This window comes from Streptomyces sp. NPDC048603 (genome assembly GCF_043199475.1).
In the GTDB taxonomy this organism is placed as follows: Bacteria; Actinomycetota; Actinomycetes; order Streptomycetales; family Streptomycetaceae; genus Streptomyces.
Window position 1 is genome coordinate 47,132 of record NZ_JBICVY010000021.1, and the last position, 15,217, is coordinate 62,348.

14 protein-coding genes and 1 riboswitch are annotated in these 15,217 nt (G+C 73.7%); of the genes, 6 read left to right on the forward strand and 8 right to left on the reverse strand.

Annotated elements, in window-relative coordinates:
- Positions 1–37: 37 nt before the first annotated feature.
- A riboswitch (cobalamin riboswitch) is annotated at positions 38–111 on the reverse strand.
- Between the two features lie 634 nt (positions 112–745).
- From ACGFQ9_RS35790 to ACGFQ9_RS35800, 3 genes are read left to right on the forward strand one after another with little or no spacing between them, the layout of a single operon-like run.
- Positions 746–2,146: a cobalamin biosynthesis protein CobG gene (locus ACGFQ9_RS35790; RefSeq protein WP_393579812.1), complete on the forward strand. Its 1,401-nt coding sequence runs from the start codon at positions 746–748 to the stop codon at positions 2,144–2,146.
- A complete protein-coding gene (locus ACGFQ9_RS35795) occupies positions 2,143–2,790 on the forward strand; it encodes a precorrin-8X methylmutase (RefSeq protein ID WP_393579813.1) in 648 nt (215 codons plus the stop codon). Before ACGFQ9_RS35790 ends, ACGFQ9_RS35795 begins: the two co-directional genes overlap by 4 nt.
- Positions 2,787–4,298, forward strand: a complete 1,512-nt coding sequence (locus tag ACGFQ9_RS35800) for a precorrin-2 C(20)-methyltransferase (RefSeq protein WP_393579815.1) — start codon at positions 2,787–2,789, stop codon at positions 4,296–4,298. Before ACGFQ9_RS35795 ends, ACGFQ9_RS35800 begins: the two co-directional genes overlap by 4 nt.
- A gap of 117 nt (positions 4,299–4,415) precedes the next feature.
- On the opposite strand, the gene ACGFQ9_RS35805 is transcribed toward ACGFQ9_RS35800, so the two are convergent.
- Positions 4,416–4,775 carry a DUF6204 family protein gene (locus tag ACGFQ9_RS35805; RefSeq protein ID WP_393579817.1) on the reverse strand — a complete coding sequence of 120 codons (360 nt, stop codon included), beginning with the start codon at positions 4,773–4,775 and terminating at the stop codon, positions 4,416–4,418.
- Positions 4,776–5,556: 781 nt separating this feature from the next.
- On the opposite strand from ACGFQ9_RS35805, the gene ACGFQ9_RS35810 reads away from it, so the two are divergent.
- Positions 5,557–6,303 (forward strand): hypothetical protein, encoded by a 747-nt coding sequence (locus ACGFQ9_RS35810; RefSeq protein WP_393579819.1) that lies wholly within the window; start codon positions 5,557–5,559, stop codon positions 6,301–6,303.
- Positions 6,304–6,829: 526 nt separating this feature from the next.
- Here the strand turns inward: ACGFQ9_RS35810 and ACGFQ9_RS35815 are convergent.
- Genes ACGFQ9_RS35815 through cbiE form a run of 4 tightly spaced genes read right to left on the reverse strand, consistent with a single transcriptional unit; the run spans position 6,830 to position 10,374 of the window.
- Positions 6,830–7,516 carry a hypothetical protein gene (locus tag ACGFQ9_RS35815; RefSeq protein ID WP_393579820.1) on the reverse strand — a complete coding sequence of 229 codons (687 nt, stop codon included), beginning with the start codon at positions 7,514–7,516 and terminating at the stop codon, positions 6,830–6,832.
- A gap of 21 nt (positions 7,517–7,537) precedes the next feature.
- Entirely contained in the window at positions 7,538–8,371 is an 834-nt protein-coding gene (locus ACGFQ9_RS35820) for a cobalt-precorrin-6A reductase (protein WP_393579821.1), read from the reverse strand.
- A complete protein-coding gene (gene cobM / locus ACGFQ9_RS35825) occupies positions 8,361–9,110 on the reverse strand; it encodes a precorrin-4 C(11)-methyltransferase (RefSeq protein ID WP_393579823.1) in 750 nt (249 codons plus the stop codon). The genes ACGFQ9_RS35820 and cobM overlap by 11 nt, the downstream gene beginning before the upstream one ends.
- Before the next feature lie 4 nt (positions 9,111–9,114).
- On the reverse strand, positions 9,115–10,374 hold the full coding sequence (gene cbiE, locus ACGFQ9_RS35830; RefSeq protein ID WP_393579876.1) for a precorrin-6y C5,15-methyltransferase (decarboxylating) subunit CbiE: 1,260 nt from the start codon (positions 10,372–10,374) through the stop codon (positions 9,115–9,117).
- Positions 10,375–10,667: 293 nt separating this feature from the next.
- Here cbiE and ACGFQ9_RS35835 point away from each other — a divergent pair, with 293 nt between their 5' ends.
- The gene (locus tag ACGFQ9_RS35835) at positions 10,668–11,585 is read left to right on the forward strand and encodes an oxidoreductase (protein WP_393579824.1); all 918 of its coding nucleotides are present in this window, start codon (positions 10,668–10,670) and stop codon (positions 11,583–11,585) included.
- Positions 11,586–11,673: 88 nt separating this feature from the next.
- Here ACGFQ9_RS35835 and ACGFQ9_RS35840 read toward each other — a convergent pair whose 3' ends face one another.
- Positions 11,674–12,102 carry a protein-tyrosine phosphatase family protein gene (locus tag ACGFQ9_RS35840; RefSeq protein ID WP_393579826.1) on the reverse strand — a complete coding sequence of 143 codons (429 nt, stop codon included), beginning with the start codon at positions 12,100–12,102 and terminating at the stop codon, positions 11,674–11,676.
- Between the two features lie 301 nt (positions 12,103–12,403).
- On the opposite strand from ACGFQ9_RS35840, the gene ACGFQ9_RS35845 reads away from it, so the two are divergent.
- Entirely contained in the window at positions 12,404–12,844 is a 441-nt protein-coding gene (locus ACGFQ9_RS35845; protein WP_393579827.1) for a hypothetical protein, read from the forward strand.
- A 164-nt stretch (positions 12,845–13,008) separates the two neighbouring features.
- Here ACGFQ9_RS35845 and ACGFQ9_RS35850 read toward each other — a convergent pair whose 3' ends face one another.
- Both ACGFQ9_RS35850 and ACGFQ9_RS35855 read right to left on the reverse strand, forming a co-directional pair.
- Positions 13,009–14,187 (reverse strand): RimK family alpha-L-glutamate ligase, encoded by a 1,179-nt coding sequence (locus ACGFQ9_RS35850; protein ID WP_393579828.1) that lies wholly within the window; start codon positions 14,185–14,187, stop codon positions 13,009–13,011.
- A gap of 52 nt (positions 14,188–14,239) precedes the next feature.
- Positions 14,240–15,133 carry a RimK family alpha-L-glutamate ligase gene (locus ACGFQ9_RS35855; RefSeq protein WP_393579829.1) on the reverse strand — a complete coding sequence of 298 codons (894 nt, stop codon included), beginning with the start codon at positions 15,131–15,133 and terminating at the stop codon, positions 14,240–14,242.
- Positions 15,134–15,217: the final 84 nt, after the last annotated feature.

Genomic DNA, 15,217 nt, shown 5'->3' on the forward strand with positions numbered 1-15,217 from the left:
CTCGGGGTTTCCGCGCCCCGGGCAGTGCGGACGGCGGGAGTTCCTGACTTGCCCGGCCCGGGGCCTGGCTCACAGTGGCGGGACCGCGCCGGAATCGCACCGGGCTTCCTCCCATGTCGCCGTCCTGGCGACGGCGGGCCAGTCGACCCGCCGGATGCATCCTAAGCGGCGCGGGGCGGTGCTGGTGAGGGGGGTTGCGTCGGTCCTGCCCGGTCGCGGTTGCGCCCCCGGCGCGCGGTTGTTCGGGGGGCGCACGGGCCGCGGCTGCCGGATCTCCGAGGTCCGGGCCGGTGCGGCGGGCTTGCCCTTCCCGCACCGGATCCCGCACCGGATCCCGCACGGGACCTCGGCGTTCTCGCGGCCGCGCGGCCGGGGTGACCGGGGAGGGGGGCAAGGGCGTCCCGCTCCGGCGGGGTGCGCTTCGCCTCGCGCGCTTCTCGCCGCCGCGCAGCGCGCGGGCCGCCGCCCGGCAGCCGTTGCGGGCGCGTCTGCTCGGGATCCGGTCCGGTGGGTGGGGGAGAGCCCGCGGCGGTCCCCGGAGCGCGGGGAGGACCTGGATCGGCCGGCCTGCCGGGCCTGGTGGTTGGGTGGCCGCGAGGGCGGTGATCGCCGAACGGTGATCGCCCGTGGCGTCAGGCCGGGGTGGCGGGGGCCGGTGATGCGCAGGTGAGACGTGTGGCCCGCCCCCGGCAGGGGCAGGGCGGGGAGGGGTGGGGCCCGCGTACGGGTGGGTATGCTCGCCGCCATGCCACCGCATCCCTCCGCCGCCCCCCGGGACGAACCCGTCATACGGGACCGCGGTGACGCCTGCCCGGGTGCACTCCGCCTGCACGCGGCGGACGACGGCCATCTCGCGCGCGTCCGGATCCCCGGCGGCCTCCTCACCGGCGCGGCGGCCCTCGCGCTCGCCGACGCCGCCGACCGGCTCGGCGACGGCCACCTCGACCTGACCTCGCGCGGCAACGTCCAGCTCCGCGGACTGGGTGCGGGATGCGGCGGCGACCTCGGCCAACTGCTCACGGACGCGGGGCTGTTGCCCGCGCCCTCGCACGAGCGGGTGCGCAACATCGTCATGTCACCACTGACCGGCACAGCGGCCGGCTCGGGCTCGGGCCCCGGCGGGCCACCCGACGCGGAGGTCTGGGTCCGCGAACTCGACCGGTTGCTCTGCTCCGCCGACTGGGCGGCCGCGCTGTCCGGCCGTTTCCTGTTCGCCTGCGACGACGGCCGCGGTGACGTCGCCGCGCTCGCCCCCGACGTCCTGCTCCAGGCCACCGACGCCGACACCGACGCCGACGCGGGCCGGGCCCTGGTCCGTGCCGGTGATGCCGCCGAGGCCGTGGAAGTCGCCCACGCCGACGCCCCGCGAGCCGCCCTGCTCGTGGCACGCGCCTTCCTGGACGCCGCTCGCGTGGCCGGCACCCGCGCCTGGCAGATCCGTGAACTGCCCCCGGAGCACGCCCTCGACGCCCACCGGCTGGCAGCGCTGATGCGAGCCGACGGCATCCCGGCGGCCCGCGTCGTCCCGGCCCCGACCAGGCCGGCCGCAGAGCCGCCGCGCCCCGGCCCGGCCGGCGAGGCGCTGGCCGTCGGCGTTCCCCTCGGCCGCCTGACGGCCACCCAGCTCCGCGCCCTCGCCGAGGCGAGCGGCGGCGACGGCGGAGGCGACGGCGGCGGGCGGCTCCGCGCCACCCCATGGCGCGGCTTCGTCCTCACCGGCCTGACCGCCCGTACCCTCCCGGCGGCCGCCGCCGCGCTGGCCGCCGCCGGGCTGGTCACCGAGCCCGGCCACCCCTCGGAGGGGGTCACGGCCTGTGCCGGACGGCCCGGTTGCGCGAAGTCCCTCGCGGACGTCCGCGCCGACGCACTGTCCGCGCTCGCGCGGGCCGACGTACCGCGGGCCGGCGCACGACCCATCGCCGCCGAAGCGCAGCGGCACGCCCCGCTGCCGGCGACGCTCCCCGTGCTGCCGGTCCACTTCTCCGGCTGTGCGCGGCGCTGTGGCCACCCCAGGGGAACCGCCTGGGTGGACGCGCTCGCCACCGGCCGTGGCTACGAACTGTCCGTCCACGGGAGGCCGGTGCCGTCCGGACCCGACCTGGCTGCCTCCCTCACCACCGCCCGGAACACCCCAGCAGAGAGATGAGCGACTACACCGTGTTCGAGTACGAGAAGGACGGCGCCGCGATCTACCGCCAGTCCTTTGCCACGATCCGCGCCGAGGCGGACCTCTCCGGGCTGCCCGCCTCGGTGGCCCAGGTCGCCGTCCGCATGATCCACGCCTGCGGGATGACCGACCTGCCCCGGGATCTGGGCTACACGGACGAGGTCGTGCTGCGCGCCCGGGCGGCCCTGCACGCCGGCGCGCCGATCCTGTGCGACGTACAGATGGTCGCCAGCGGGGTCACCCGGAAGCGGCTGCCCGCCGACAACGACGTGCTGTGCACCCTCTCCGACCCCTCGGTGCCGGAGCTCGCCCGGAAGATGGGCACGACCCGCAGCGCCGCCGCCCTCGAACGGTGGCGTGACCGCGGCCTTCTGGAGGGTTCCGTGGTGGCCGTGGGCAACGCCCCCACCGCCCTCTTCCGGCTGCTGGAGATGATCGAGGAGGGCGCTCCGCGCCCGGCCGCCGTCATCGGTGTCCCCGTCGGGTTCATCGGTGCCGCCGAGTCCAAGGACGCCCTGGCCGAGCACCCCTCCGGCCTGGACCACTTGATCGTGCGCGGTAGGCGGGGCGGCAGCGCCATCGCGGCCGCGGCGGTCAACGCGATAGCGAGCGAGGAAGAATGAGCACGGCAGGCAGCACCGGCACGGGCAAACTGTACGGAGTGGGACTCGGCCCCGGCGACCCGAACCTGATGACCCTCCGGGCCGTCCAGGTGATCGCCGAGGCGGACGTGGTGGCCTACCACAGCGCCCGCCACGGCCGGTCCATCGCCCGCTCCATCGCGCAGGCACACCTGCGCGCCGACCACGTCGAGGAGCAGCTGGTCTACCCGGTCACCACGGAGACCACCGATCACCCCGGCGGATACCAGGGGGCGATGGAGGAGTTCTACGAGGAGTCCGCGGCCCGGCTCGCCGGGCACCTCGACGCGGGCCGTACGGTCGCCGTCCTCGCGGAGGGCGACCCGCTCTTCTACGGCTCGTACATGCACATGCACAAGCGGCTCGCCGACCGCTACGAGACCGAGGTGATCCCCGGCGTCACCTCGGTGAGCGCCGCCGCGGCCCGGCTGCAGACCCCGCTGGTCGAGGGCGAGGAGGTGCTGACCATCCTGCCCGGCACCCTGCCCGAGGAGGAGCTCACGGCCCGGCTCGCCGCCACCGACTCGGCGGTGGTGATGAAGCTCGGCCGCACCTTCCCGGCCGTACGACGCGCGATGGAGGCCTCCGGCCGGCTGTCGGAGGCGCGCTACGTCGAACGCGCGACCATGGCGGGCGAGCGGACCGGGCAACTGGCCGACACCGACCCGGAGTCGGTGCCGTACTTCGCGGTGGCCGTCGTACCGAGCCGGATCGGGAACCCGGGCGCCAAGCCCGGCGGGCCGGGTGAGGTGGCGGTCGTCGGCACCGGCCCGGCCGGCCCGCTGTGGCTGACCCCGGAGACCAAGCGGGCGCTGGCCGACGCGGAGGTCCTCATCGGCTACACCACGTACCTGGACCGGGTCCCGGCCCGGCCCGGTCAGGTCCGGCACGGCTCGGACAACAAGGTCGAGTCAGAGCGCGCCGAGTTCGCCCTGGACCTGGCGCGCCGCGGCAAGCGGGTCGCTGTGGTCTCGGGCGGCGACCCGGGCGTCTTCGCCATGGCGACGGCCGTCCTGGAGGTCGCGGGCCAGGACACGTACAAGGACGTGCCCGTACGGGTCCTGCCGGGCGTGACGGCGGCGAACGCGGCGGCCGCCGCGGCCGGAGCTCCGCTGGGCCACGACTACGCGACGATCTCGCTGTCCGACCGCCTCAAGCCGTGGGAGGTGATCGCGGAGCGCCTCCGCGCCGCCTCCGCCGCGGATCTGGTCCTCGCCCTGTACAACCCGGGCTCACGCAGCCGGACCTGGCAGGTGGCACAGGCCCGCGACCTGCTGACGGAACTGCGCGGCGCGGACACCCCGGTGGTGGTGGCCCGGGACGTCGGCGGCCCGGAGCAGTCGGTACGGGTGCTGACACTGGCCACGCTGGAGCCGTCCGAGGTCGACATGCGGACGATCCTGCTGATCGGGTCCTCGCAGACCCAGGTCACGGAGCGGGGCGACGGCACCCGAATCGCCTGGACGCCTCGGCGCTATCCGGAGGGGTGACGGCCGGTGCCGGGCAGGCCGACGAATAGTCGGGTGTCCGGCTGTCCGGCGGTCTTGCTGTCTTGCTGTCCTGTCCCGTCCGTCCGTCCGGACGGGACATCAGCGGCGGTCAGGCCGTCAGGAAGCGCGGCGGGCGGCTTCGCGGCGCTGCCGCTTGCCCATCGGTGCCTGGGAGAGGTCCAGGGCCTGGGACTTCAGGCGCTTGTAGCCGTACCCGCGCTCGGTCAGCCACTCCTCGGCCGCGAGTTCTGCGCGGGCGGACGCCTCCAGGATGTCTTCCTCGGCCTCGCCCGAGTCCAGGAACCGGAAGGTGAAGAAGTCCCCGGTGGCGAGGTCGTACGAGAGGTGTCCCTCCGGCCGGAACTCGGCGGTCAGGATGTGGTGCTCGGCGGCCTCGGCCACCAGCTCGGCACGCTGTTCGGTGGTGAGCGCGTCGAACGAGCCGCGAACGGTGATCCGGAAGGTGCGGGTACTCATCCAGGCAGGCTAGGCCGAGGCGGGTGCATTGTGCATGCGGATTTCCGGTGTGCTGACTCGTGCCGGGGAGGCATGGCCACCCGCCCGCAGGGGCCGGGGTGTGCGGGGGCTCCGCCGGGGCGGGAGCGAGAGGTGCCCGGGGGCTGCCCGTCAGTCCCAGTGTCATTCCGTGACGGACGCCGGTGTCAAGGGCGCGACGTTGTCGCGTCGCTTCGCGATGGCCCGTTGGGCCACCCTTGACACCGGCGTCCGTCACGAAACGACAAGGACTGTCGGGCGGCCCCCGGGGGGATGGCAGGGGGGACCGAGGCCGCCTTGGCCGTGGCGTTGGCGGGCACGGGCGGCGGCTGCCGCTCGGCCAGCCGCCCGCAAGCGGGCGGAAGCAGGGTCACAGTCGACGGGATCACTGCAATCCAGGCCGCTCCAGGCGCATCAGATCGCTACGCGCTCCTGCCCGATGGCGAATCCGGGCCGGTGGGACCCGGACATAGGCCGCCGCCGATCGCTACGCGCTCCCGCCGGACGGCGAGTACAGGCCGCCGGGGGCCGGACATAGGCCGCCACCGATCGCTACGCGCTTCCGTCGGAACGGCGGCCACCAGGCCGCCTGGGTCTCCACACGCCCGCATGGGGCGGACGGCGTCGGTGCCACGCGCTCCTGCCGGATCGCATCTGTTGCACGTCAGCAGTCGGGTCGGCTCGGGAGGCCGGAAGGAAGCCTGTATCGTACGGATCTTCGGATGGCTGAGGCCGCCCGGAGTACCACGGAGTCAACCACGATATGAATCACGACGGGATTCCCGCACGCGCCAGACTGCAGGCAGCTCTGGAAGGCGTGGCGGTGACCTTCCGCGGAATGACCGCGCGGCCCGATGAGAGCAACTGCGAATGTCATTGGGGCAGCCCGGAAGAGCTTGCCCAATTGAAGGTCCCGGATGTCGAGCTGGATCGCGACCTTCTGACTCGCACGTGGCAGGCGACCGATTGGTGCTACCCCGACGCCGTGCTGCGACGCATCTTGCCGCAGTTCGCCCAAGCCCTCGTGAAGGGTCTCTGCTGGGATGGAGTGACGGCGGGCCGCCTGTTCCTTTCCGGGGAGTGGTGGCAGTGGCCTCCAAACCAAGCCGCGGCCGTGCGTGAGTTCCTGGACGCCTGGTGGATGGACACCCTCACCGAACCGGATGCGGTCGTGCCCGCGCACGAGGTGCTCGTGGTCTGCTCAGAGGCGTCCGGTGCGCTCGCCCCGTGGCTCGCCGTCTGGGAGGGCGTTTCCCACCCCGTGGCGGACCGGCGTCTGGCGGATGCCGTGGACTCGTGGTCGTACGACCTGCTGACGGGCGTGCTTCCGTGGTTTGCCTGGAAACTCGACAACGAAGAAGCGGCCGCCGAGCTCACAACCTGGCTGACCCTGAACGGCCAGGACCGCTTGCGGGCCTCCGGTGCCCCGGAGGATGTCCTCCACTGCGTGAGGCTGCTCAGCCTGACCGGTGCTGCGCGCTGGGAAGACCCCCATTTCCCCCTCACGTGATGACCTCGCCCTGAGCAACTGCACCGGCGGAGAGCTCAGGACCATGTAGCGATCGTGGCCCCATGCATCCGTTGGCCGCCATACCGGCAGCCGGTGCGTAGCGATCGTGGGCGGTCTATGTCCGGCCCCCGGCGGCCCGTATTCGCTGAGACGGCGGGAGCGCGTAGCGATCTGATGCGCCTGGGGCGGCCTGGATTGCAGTGATCCCGTCGGCTGGGATCCTGCTTCCGCCCGCTTGCGGGCGGCTGGCCGAGCGGCAGCCGCCGCCCGTGCCCGCCAACGCCACGGCCAGGGCGGCCTCGGTCCCTCCATGCCATCCCCCGGGGGCCGCCCGACAGTCCTTGTCGTTTCGTGTCGGACGTCGGTGTCAAGGGTGGCCCAACGGGCCATCGCGAAGCGACGCGACGAAGGAGCGCCCTTGACGCCGGCGGCCGGCACGGAATGACACTGGGACTGACGGGCAGCCCCCGGGCACCTCCTGATTCCGCCCAGGAGTGTCTGGCGCACCGCGCCCCCGCCCGGCCGCTCAGCACTGCCAGAGGAAGGCAGCCTCACTGCAGGGCTCGCAGGCGAACGCGTATGCCTGACCGGAGCCGAAATTGGGCGCGGTCAGGGGGTCGGGACCCTCCTTGAGCTGGGCGGCGAAGGCCATGGGTCGGGTGCAGGCGGGGCAGTCGGGGACTTGCTCGTACTGGAGCCAGCCGGGAGTGCCGCCGAGCTGTCCGAGCACTTCGGACGTGGACCGGCCGGTCTGCGCCGACCAGGCCAGGTACGCCTCCCGGTAGTCCGCGCCGGCCGCCTCCACCAGTTCGACGGTCCGAACAGCGCCCAGTTCCAGGTAGTCCTCGTCGTCTTCGTCCTCGTCTTCATCTGCGTCCGAGTCCGAGTCCGAGTCCGAGTCCGCGCCCGCGCTGTCGTCGGCGGGCAGCGGCAGCGGGACGAGCCCCTCGGCGGGGAAGAGGAAGGCTCGGTTGCCGCCGGACGTGGCGCTCCATTCCTGGCAGCCGCCGGGGTCGTTGCCGCACATGAAGACGGACATCACCCCGTGTCCTTCACCGAGGACCAGCTGGGCTATGAATCGCAGCGGTCCGGAGCAGGTCGTGCACATCGGCCACTCGGTCCCGGCGGGTGCCAGCGGCAGCCCTCCGATCCGGGTGACCGGGGCGTGGGGATCGGCGGAACCGCCGTGGATCATCAGGGTCGTGGTGCTCATGCGGCCGAATCTAGCCCGGGCCTATGACAGCGCTCCGGCAAGCCAGTTGATCGCCTCCACCACCGACGGAGCCTCCGGTACGCCGTCCGGCACCGGCGGACGGTCGACCACGAGGACCGGAACGCCAGCCTCCCTGGCGGCGGTCAGTTTGGGGGCGGTGGCCGAGCCGCCGCTGTCCTTGGTGACCAGGACGTCGATGCGGTGGGCGCGGAGCAGTTCGCGTTCGTCCGCCAGCCCGAACGGCCCCCGGGCCAGAAGGACTTCCGTGTGCCTCGGCATCGGTGCTTCCGGTGCGTCCACCGACCGCACCAGGAACCACGTCCGGTCCAGGTGGGCGAAGGCGGCCAGCCCCATCCGCCCGGTCGTCAGGAACGCCCGGGTGCCCAGGTCCGGCAGCACCTTCGCCGCCGCCCCGAGATCGGGTACCCGGTGCCACACGTCGCCGGATACGGGCTCCCAGGCCGGGCGGCGCAGCGCCAGCAGCGGAACGCCGACAGCGCGGGCCGCCTCGGCGGAGTTGAAGCTCATCCGCTCCGCGAACGGGTGGGTGGCGTCGATCAGGTGGGTCACGCCGTGTTCGCGCACCCAGGCGGCGAGGCCCTCAGGGCCGCCGAAGCCGCCGATGCGGGTTTCGCCCGGAGGCAGCACCGGGTTCACCACCCGTCCCGCCAGCGAGGTAGTGACCCGGACCCGGAAGGAATCACGGGAGTCGTGCAGGGCGTGGGAGATTCCCTCGCCCCCCGCCCCGGCCGGTTCGTCGCCGGCCAGGGCCTCCGCCAGCCGCCGGGCTTCGGTCGTTCCGCCCAGGATCAGGACGTGCGGCCGTCCGCCGGAGCCGGTGGGGTCAGCAGACATGCCGATCGCGCTCCGGCGAGTACAGGTGGCTGTCGCGGAACTGTTCCGCGCCCAGCGTGCGGCCCACGATGATGACCGCCGTCCGCACCAGCCCGGCCGCCTTCACCTGACCGGCGATGTCGGCCAGCGTGCCGCGCAGGATCAGCTCGTCCGGGCGTGACGCCATCGCCACCACCGCTGCCGGGCAGTCCGCCCCGTAGTGCGGCAGCAGTTCCTCGACCACCCGCTCCGCGTACCGGGTCGCCAGGTGCAGCACCAGCAGTGCGCCGCTGCGGCCCAGGGTGGCCAGGTCCTCGCCCTCCGGCATGGGCGTGGCCTGCTGGGCGATGCGGGTGAGGATGACGGTCTGGCCGACCGTCGGAACCGTCAGCTCGCGCTTGAGCGCGGCGGCCGCCGCCGCGAACGCCGGTACACCCGGCACCACTTCGTACGGGATCCCGGCCGCGTCGAGCCGTCGCATCTGCTCCGCGACCGCGCTGAACACCGACGGGTCGCCGGAGTGCAGCCGGGCCACGTCCTGTCCGGCCTCGTGCGCGGCCGTCATCTCGGCGATGATCTGGTCGAGGTTCAGCTGCGAGGTGTCCACCAGGCGCGCGTCCTCCGGGCACTCGGCCAGCAGCTCGCGCGGTACCAGGCTGCCCGCGTACAGGCAGACCGGGCTCGCGGCGAGCCTGCGTGCGCCACGCACCGTGATCAGGTCGGCGGCGCCCGGGCCGGCTCCGATGAAGTACACGGTCATGTCGTCAGACGCCTTCCTTGGTGACCTGGGCGGTGGTGACGGGGGCGTCCTCGCCGCCCGCCGCGCCCTTGGTGACGGACCACTGGGTGACCGGCATCGCCTGCCGCCAGCCGGTGAAGCCCCCGACCGCCGTCGCGTGCGAGACGGCGAGCTTCACCAGCTCACCGCCGTGTTCGCGGTACCAGCGTGCGAGCAGGGCCTCCGATTCGAGGGTGACCGTGTTGGCCACCAGCCGGCCGCCGGCCGGCAGGGCCGCCCACACGGCGTCCAGCAGTCCGGGCGCGGTCAGCCCGCCGCCGATGAACACCGCGTCGGGAGCGGGGAGTCCGGCGAGCGCCTCGGGGGCCGCGCCGGTGACCACGCGCAGGCCGGGAACACCGAGGGCGGCTGCGTTCCGGGTGATCCGGGCCGCCCGCTCGGGGGAGCGTTCCACGGAGACGGCCCGGCAGGACGGGTGGGTGCGCATCCACTCGATGCCGATGGAGCCGGAGCCGCCGCCGACGTCCCAGAGCAGTTCGCCGGGCGCGGGCGCCAGCGCGCACAGGGTCGCGGCCCGTACGTGGCGCTTGGTCAGCTGGCCGTCGTGCTCGTACGCGCCGTCCGGCAGGCCGGGCGTGGCGCCGAGCCGCAGTGCGCCGGGGGCGCGGCGGCAGTCCACGGCGACGACGTTCAGCGGGTCGCCGGGCGGGTGCGGCCAGGCGTCGGCGGTGCCCTCGTACGCGGCTTCGTCCTCGGAGCCCAGCTGTTCCAGGACCCGCATCCGGCTCGGCCCGAAGCCCCGCTCACGGAGCAGAGCGGCGATCTCGCCGGGGGAGCCGGAGCCCGCGCTCAGCACCAGCACCCGCCGCCCCTGGTGCAGCGCGGCCGCCAGCCGGGCCAGGGGGCGGCCGACCACGGTCACCACCTCGGTGTCCTCCACGGGCCAGCCCAGCCGGGCGCAGGCGTACGACACGGAGGACGGGTGGGGCAGGATCCGCAGGCGGTCCGGGCCGATCTCCTCGGAGAGGGCGCGGCCGATGCCGTAGAACATGGGGTCGCCGCTGGCCAGGACCACGATCCGGCGGCCGGCGTACTGCGCCAGCAGCCTCGGCACGGCGGGACGCAGCGGACTCGGCCAGGACACCCGTTCGCCGGGGCACGCCCTCGTCGGTGCCATCACCAGCTGGCGGGCTCCGCCGATCAGGACCTCGGCTCCGGTCAGCGCGTCGCGGGCGGCGGCGGTCAGCCCGGCCCAGCCGTCCGCTCCGATGCCGACGACCGTCACAGCCGACACGGCCGACACGGCCGTCTCCACCGTCTCGGTCGTCGGAACCGTCTCGTCCGTCTCGGGTATGGGGGGTGGTGCGGAGCTCACTGCGCGGTTCCTCGGGGACGGTCCGGCCGGACGGGGGGCGGATCCGCACTCTACCGTTCGGGTGGCGGATCTCCCCGGGCCACCGGAGTTACCATCGGTAACGCTTTGGGTGGCGCGGGCAAGGGCACGGCGACGGGACACACTGGGACACCGGCGCACGGACACGAGGAGGAACCGCCGTGGCGGGCTGGAGCGCAGTGGACATGCCGGACCAGACGGGGCGCATCGCGGTGGTCACCGGGGCCAACAGCGGGATCGGACTGGTGACCGCCGGCGAGCTGGCCCGGCACGGGGCGCAGGTGGTGCTGGCCTGCCGCAGTGCGGAGCGCGGCAGGGCCGCCGAGGCCCTGATCCGGCGCAGGCTCCCCGCCGCCGAGGTCGACTTCATGCCCCTGGACCTCGCGGACCTCGGTTCGGTCCGCACCTTCGCCGCGGCCTACGCCGAGCGGCACGGCGACCGTCTCGACCTGCTCGTGAACAACGCGGGCGTGATGGCCCTGCCGTACGGCCGGACCGCCGACGGGTTCGAGACCCAGTTCGGCGTCAACCACCTCGGCCACTTCGCCCTCACCGGCCTGCTGCTGCCCAGGCTGCTGGCCGCCCCTTCGGCCCGCGTCGTCTCCGTCTCCAGCAGCTTCCACGCGATCGCCGACCTCGACCACTCCGACCTCAACAGCGAACGCCACTACCGGCGCTGGGTCGCGTACGGCCGCTCCAAGACGGCCAACCTGCTGTTCGTCCACGAGCTGGCCCGCCGGCTGGCGGCCACAGGGTCCGGGATGGTCGCGGCCTCCGCCCACCCCGGCTACGCGGCCACCAACCTCCAGACCGCGGGCCCCCGGCAGGAGGGCCGGCGCTCGGCCGAACGCATCATGGAGCTCGCCAACCGGATCGTCGCGCAGCCCGCCTCCGCCGGCGCCCTGCCCACCCTCTACGCCGCCACCGCGCCCGGAGTCCGCCCCGACGAGTTCATCGGCCCCCGCTTCGGCTGGCGCGGCGCCCCGGTCCGCTCCCGGCGCGCCAGGTGGACCCTGGACGACGTGTCCGCCGCCCGCCTGTGGGAGGCGTCCGAACGTCTCACTGGCGTCGCCTACGACTTCCCTGCGCTCCCGGCTGCTTGACCTGCCGCCGAGTGGTCGACGGAGGGGCCGGGAGCAGGTTCACCGGGTGGGTGAAGCGTCTTGTGCTTGTGGCTGATGGGTGATGCCGCTAATGGAAGCGGGAGACGAAGCGGCGCTGCCAAGGGGTCTCGACGGCGCGTGGAGCGTAGTGCTCCCGGACGTAGGCGACAGCCTCACGCTTGGGTACCCCGTCAAGGACGGCAAGGCATGCCAGCGCGGTGCCGGTCCGTCCGTGTCCACCGGCGCAGGCGATCTCGACGCGTTCGGCCTCGGCGCGTGTCCACGCCTCGCGCAGCGCGTCGGCGGTCGTGGCGCGGTCGGACGGCAGCCAGAAGTCGGGCCAGCGGAGCCAGAGGCTTTCCCAGGTGACCGGCGGTGGCCGGTGGCCCAGCAGATAGAGCGCGAAGGCGGGCTGCGGGCCTTGCGGGAGCGGCCGGCTCAATCCCCGGCCGCGGACGAGCCGGCCTGAGGGAAGTCGCAGCACGCCCGCCATCGTGGGTTCCCATGTCGTGGTCACGGTGCGAGCGTACGGTCGGGCGGCCTTCGTCTTGACGCGCACGACTTGCTGCGCACGACTTGCGCACGGCGGGGTCGAAGACGCCTGGGTTCAGCGGCGGTCGCGGTACCCGGCCGGCAGACCTCGGGAACGCCTCGGCAGGCAGTCACACGCTTGTTCGGGCCTGCGTGCCGATTACCCGCGAGGAGCCCGCGGAGGGCCGAACGGCACTGTGGATGACGCAAACTGAGGCACGGTCAGGCACGGTCGGATTCGAGCTAGAGTAGGCATTTCCAGCCAACACATTCTCCCTGGGGGATCCTTGCGCCTCAAGAGCAGCCTCGTCGTCACCGCCGCGGCCCTGGCCGCGATCGTCACTCCGCTCCTCGCGGGCCCCGCGGCCGCGGCGTCCGGTACCGAGGCGACGGTCTCGACCAACTGGTACTACGGGCGGATGGTCATCGGCTGGAAGATCAACCCCTACCGTCTCGACCCGATCCAGATCACCGCCCAGGACCGTGCGACCGACGGCTACGTCATCGGCATCCGCCTCATCACCAACGGTGAAGCCGGCCACAAGGTCTGGAAGATGCGGACCGTGCCCAGCGGCCAGACGACCGCCTCGTGGACCACGTACTTGGAGGCCGGCTGGATCGACAACGCCTACTTCGAGGTCTGCAAGATCGGCGCCAGCAGCGGCGCGATCGCGAGCTGCGAGGCATCCACCGTGATGATCAACCCGTTCGACGACTCCTCCATGTAGGACGCACGACGAGGGGGTGTCACCCGCATGCGGGCGACACCCTGAGGGGAGTTCCGGTGCCTTTGCGGGCACCGCGGGACCAGTGGGCCGGCCGTGCTCCGTCGAGCAGCCCGGGACGGCCGACGATCTCCACGCCTGGGCTCGGCGCCTCGCAGTCCATCGACCTAGCGGAGCACGGTGATCTTCGGCATCGGGTGATCCCACCTTCCGGTCAGCTCGTGCAGAAGCCGCCGGCTCAGGTCGCGGACCTGCTGCCAGCCGCCGTCCGAGGCAAGGGCCTGCGCGGTCCAGGGGTCCGCATCCCCGGGCCCGCCCATCCCGGTCAGGAGATCGCCGATCTCCCCCAGCCGGGCCATGACGGGCTCGGCGAGCCGTCGCCCGTCCGCTGCCGGCCAGGTCGCCGTCGACAGCGCGTCGTCGAACTCGAGCGCGAGTTCGTCCGTCGGCACGTCGTATTGCGTGAGCCATGCCTGCTGGACAGTCGCATCGGCCGCGAGGGCGGCCAGCGAGCCGATCAGCCGCTGCCGGGGGGAGAAGGTCTCCGGGCGCGCGCTGCGGAGGGCGAGTGCGGCCAGGGACTCCGGGGCGCCGGGCTGGTGGCGGATGCCGGGGAAGGCGTTGATGTCCACGATGAGCGGGCGGCCGCCGCCCGTGTCGATGACGTCCACCCCGAACACGTCCAGGGCGAACGTCTCGCCGACCGTCCGGACGAGGTCCAGCCAGCCCGGCGGGAGGTCGGCGAGGGCCAGCGACAGGGTGGGGCCGCGGCCGCCGGGGGAGAGCTCGGAGCGGCGCAGGGCCGCGAAGTACGTGTCGCCGACCGCCCACAGCTTGTGGTCCCACCCGGTGCCGGGGGCCAGGTCCTGGAGGATGACCGGCTCGTCCGGCCAGGCCGCGGCCAGTTCACGCAGCTCCGTCCCGTCGACGACCCGGGCGACCAGGTCGTGCTTCCGGCTGTACCGGCTCTTGACGACCACGGGGCCGGTCGCCACCGGCCCGTCCCCGGCCGCCAGCCGGCCCAGCGGACCGGCGGCCAGCGTCGGTGCGAACGGCAGTCCGGCGGCGAGCGCCGTGTCCGCCATGGCCGTACGGTCCTGGCACAGCCGGGTCGCCTCGGCCGAGTTGAGGACCACGGACCCGCGCAGCTCCAGCGAGTGGGCCAGCGCGAGCGCGCCGGACGTCCGGGCCTTGAGCAGGTAGACGTCGGCGAGCGGCCCCGGGACGTCGGCGGGGTCCTGCTCAGGGTGCAGCACCGTCACCCGGTGCGCCCCGCCGAGCAGCGCGGAGGTGGCGGCGAGCAGGGGGTGCTCCGGGTCGGCCGTGATCAGCCCGATGGTCCTCATGGCCGGTCGCCGCCCGTGCCCCGGTCGCCGCCGAGGCCGCGGTTGCCGCCGCTCACGCCCCCGCCACCTCTCGCACCGGACCGCCGGCCGGGACGCGCTGCTCCGGCGGCCGGACCGGGGGCACCCGCGCTGCCAGCCCGAGTACGGCCCGGGCCACCTTGCCCGCCGCGTCCGGCACCTGGCGGAAGCTCGGGAAGTCGTTCACATCGACCACGACCGGCCCGTCCGGGCCCAGCAGCACGTCGAGACCGTACAGATCCAGCCCGTGCACCCGGCCGACCCGGTGCGCGAGGTCGACGATCTCCGCCGAAACCGGCACCCGGCGTTCCCGGACCGGATGGTCGGGGTGGAGCGGGGAGCGGCGCTCGGTCGCGTGCACCTCGCCCGCGATGCAGTACACCTTCAGGTCGATGCCCGAATTGGGCACGTACGGCTGGGCGATGAGCAGCCCCCCACCGCCCGTCGGACCTCCCGTCAGACCGGCCGGGAGCTCGCGCAGCCGGTCCGGCGAAGGCACCAGGCGTACGTCGCGGCCCGAGCTGCCCTCGGCGGGCTTGACCACCAGCGGGTACTGCGAGGCGGGTATCTCCGCCAGCAGCGCCGGATCGGCCGCCGCGTACGTCGGCGGCACCGGCAGACCCCGGTCGCGGGCGACGGCGGCCGCAACGGCCTTGTCCCGTACGCCGCGTATCGCCCGGGCGTCGTTGATCGTGGTGACCCCGGCCGCCGCGGCGGCTTCCAGCAGGCTGAGCCCGGGCCCGCCGGACACGGTCTTGAGGACCCACGCGTCATGGCTGCCGGCGTTCACCGCGCCCGTCATGTGCAGCAGCGACCCGCCGGGCCGGACGATGTCGACCCGGTGTCCCCACTCCCTGAGCCGCCCGATCACCTCGACCGGCATGCCGTCGTGGCGGTAGTGCTCTTCCACCAGGAAGCAGAGCTTCATGACCATCCCGTCCCGCCGAACCCCCGGACACCGCCGTCCTGTTCCGGCGCGCTGATACGTCACAGGATGTCACGACCTGCCCTA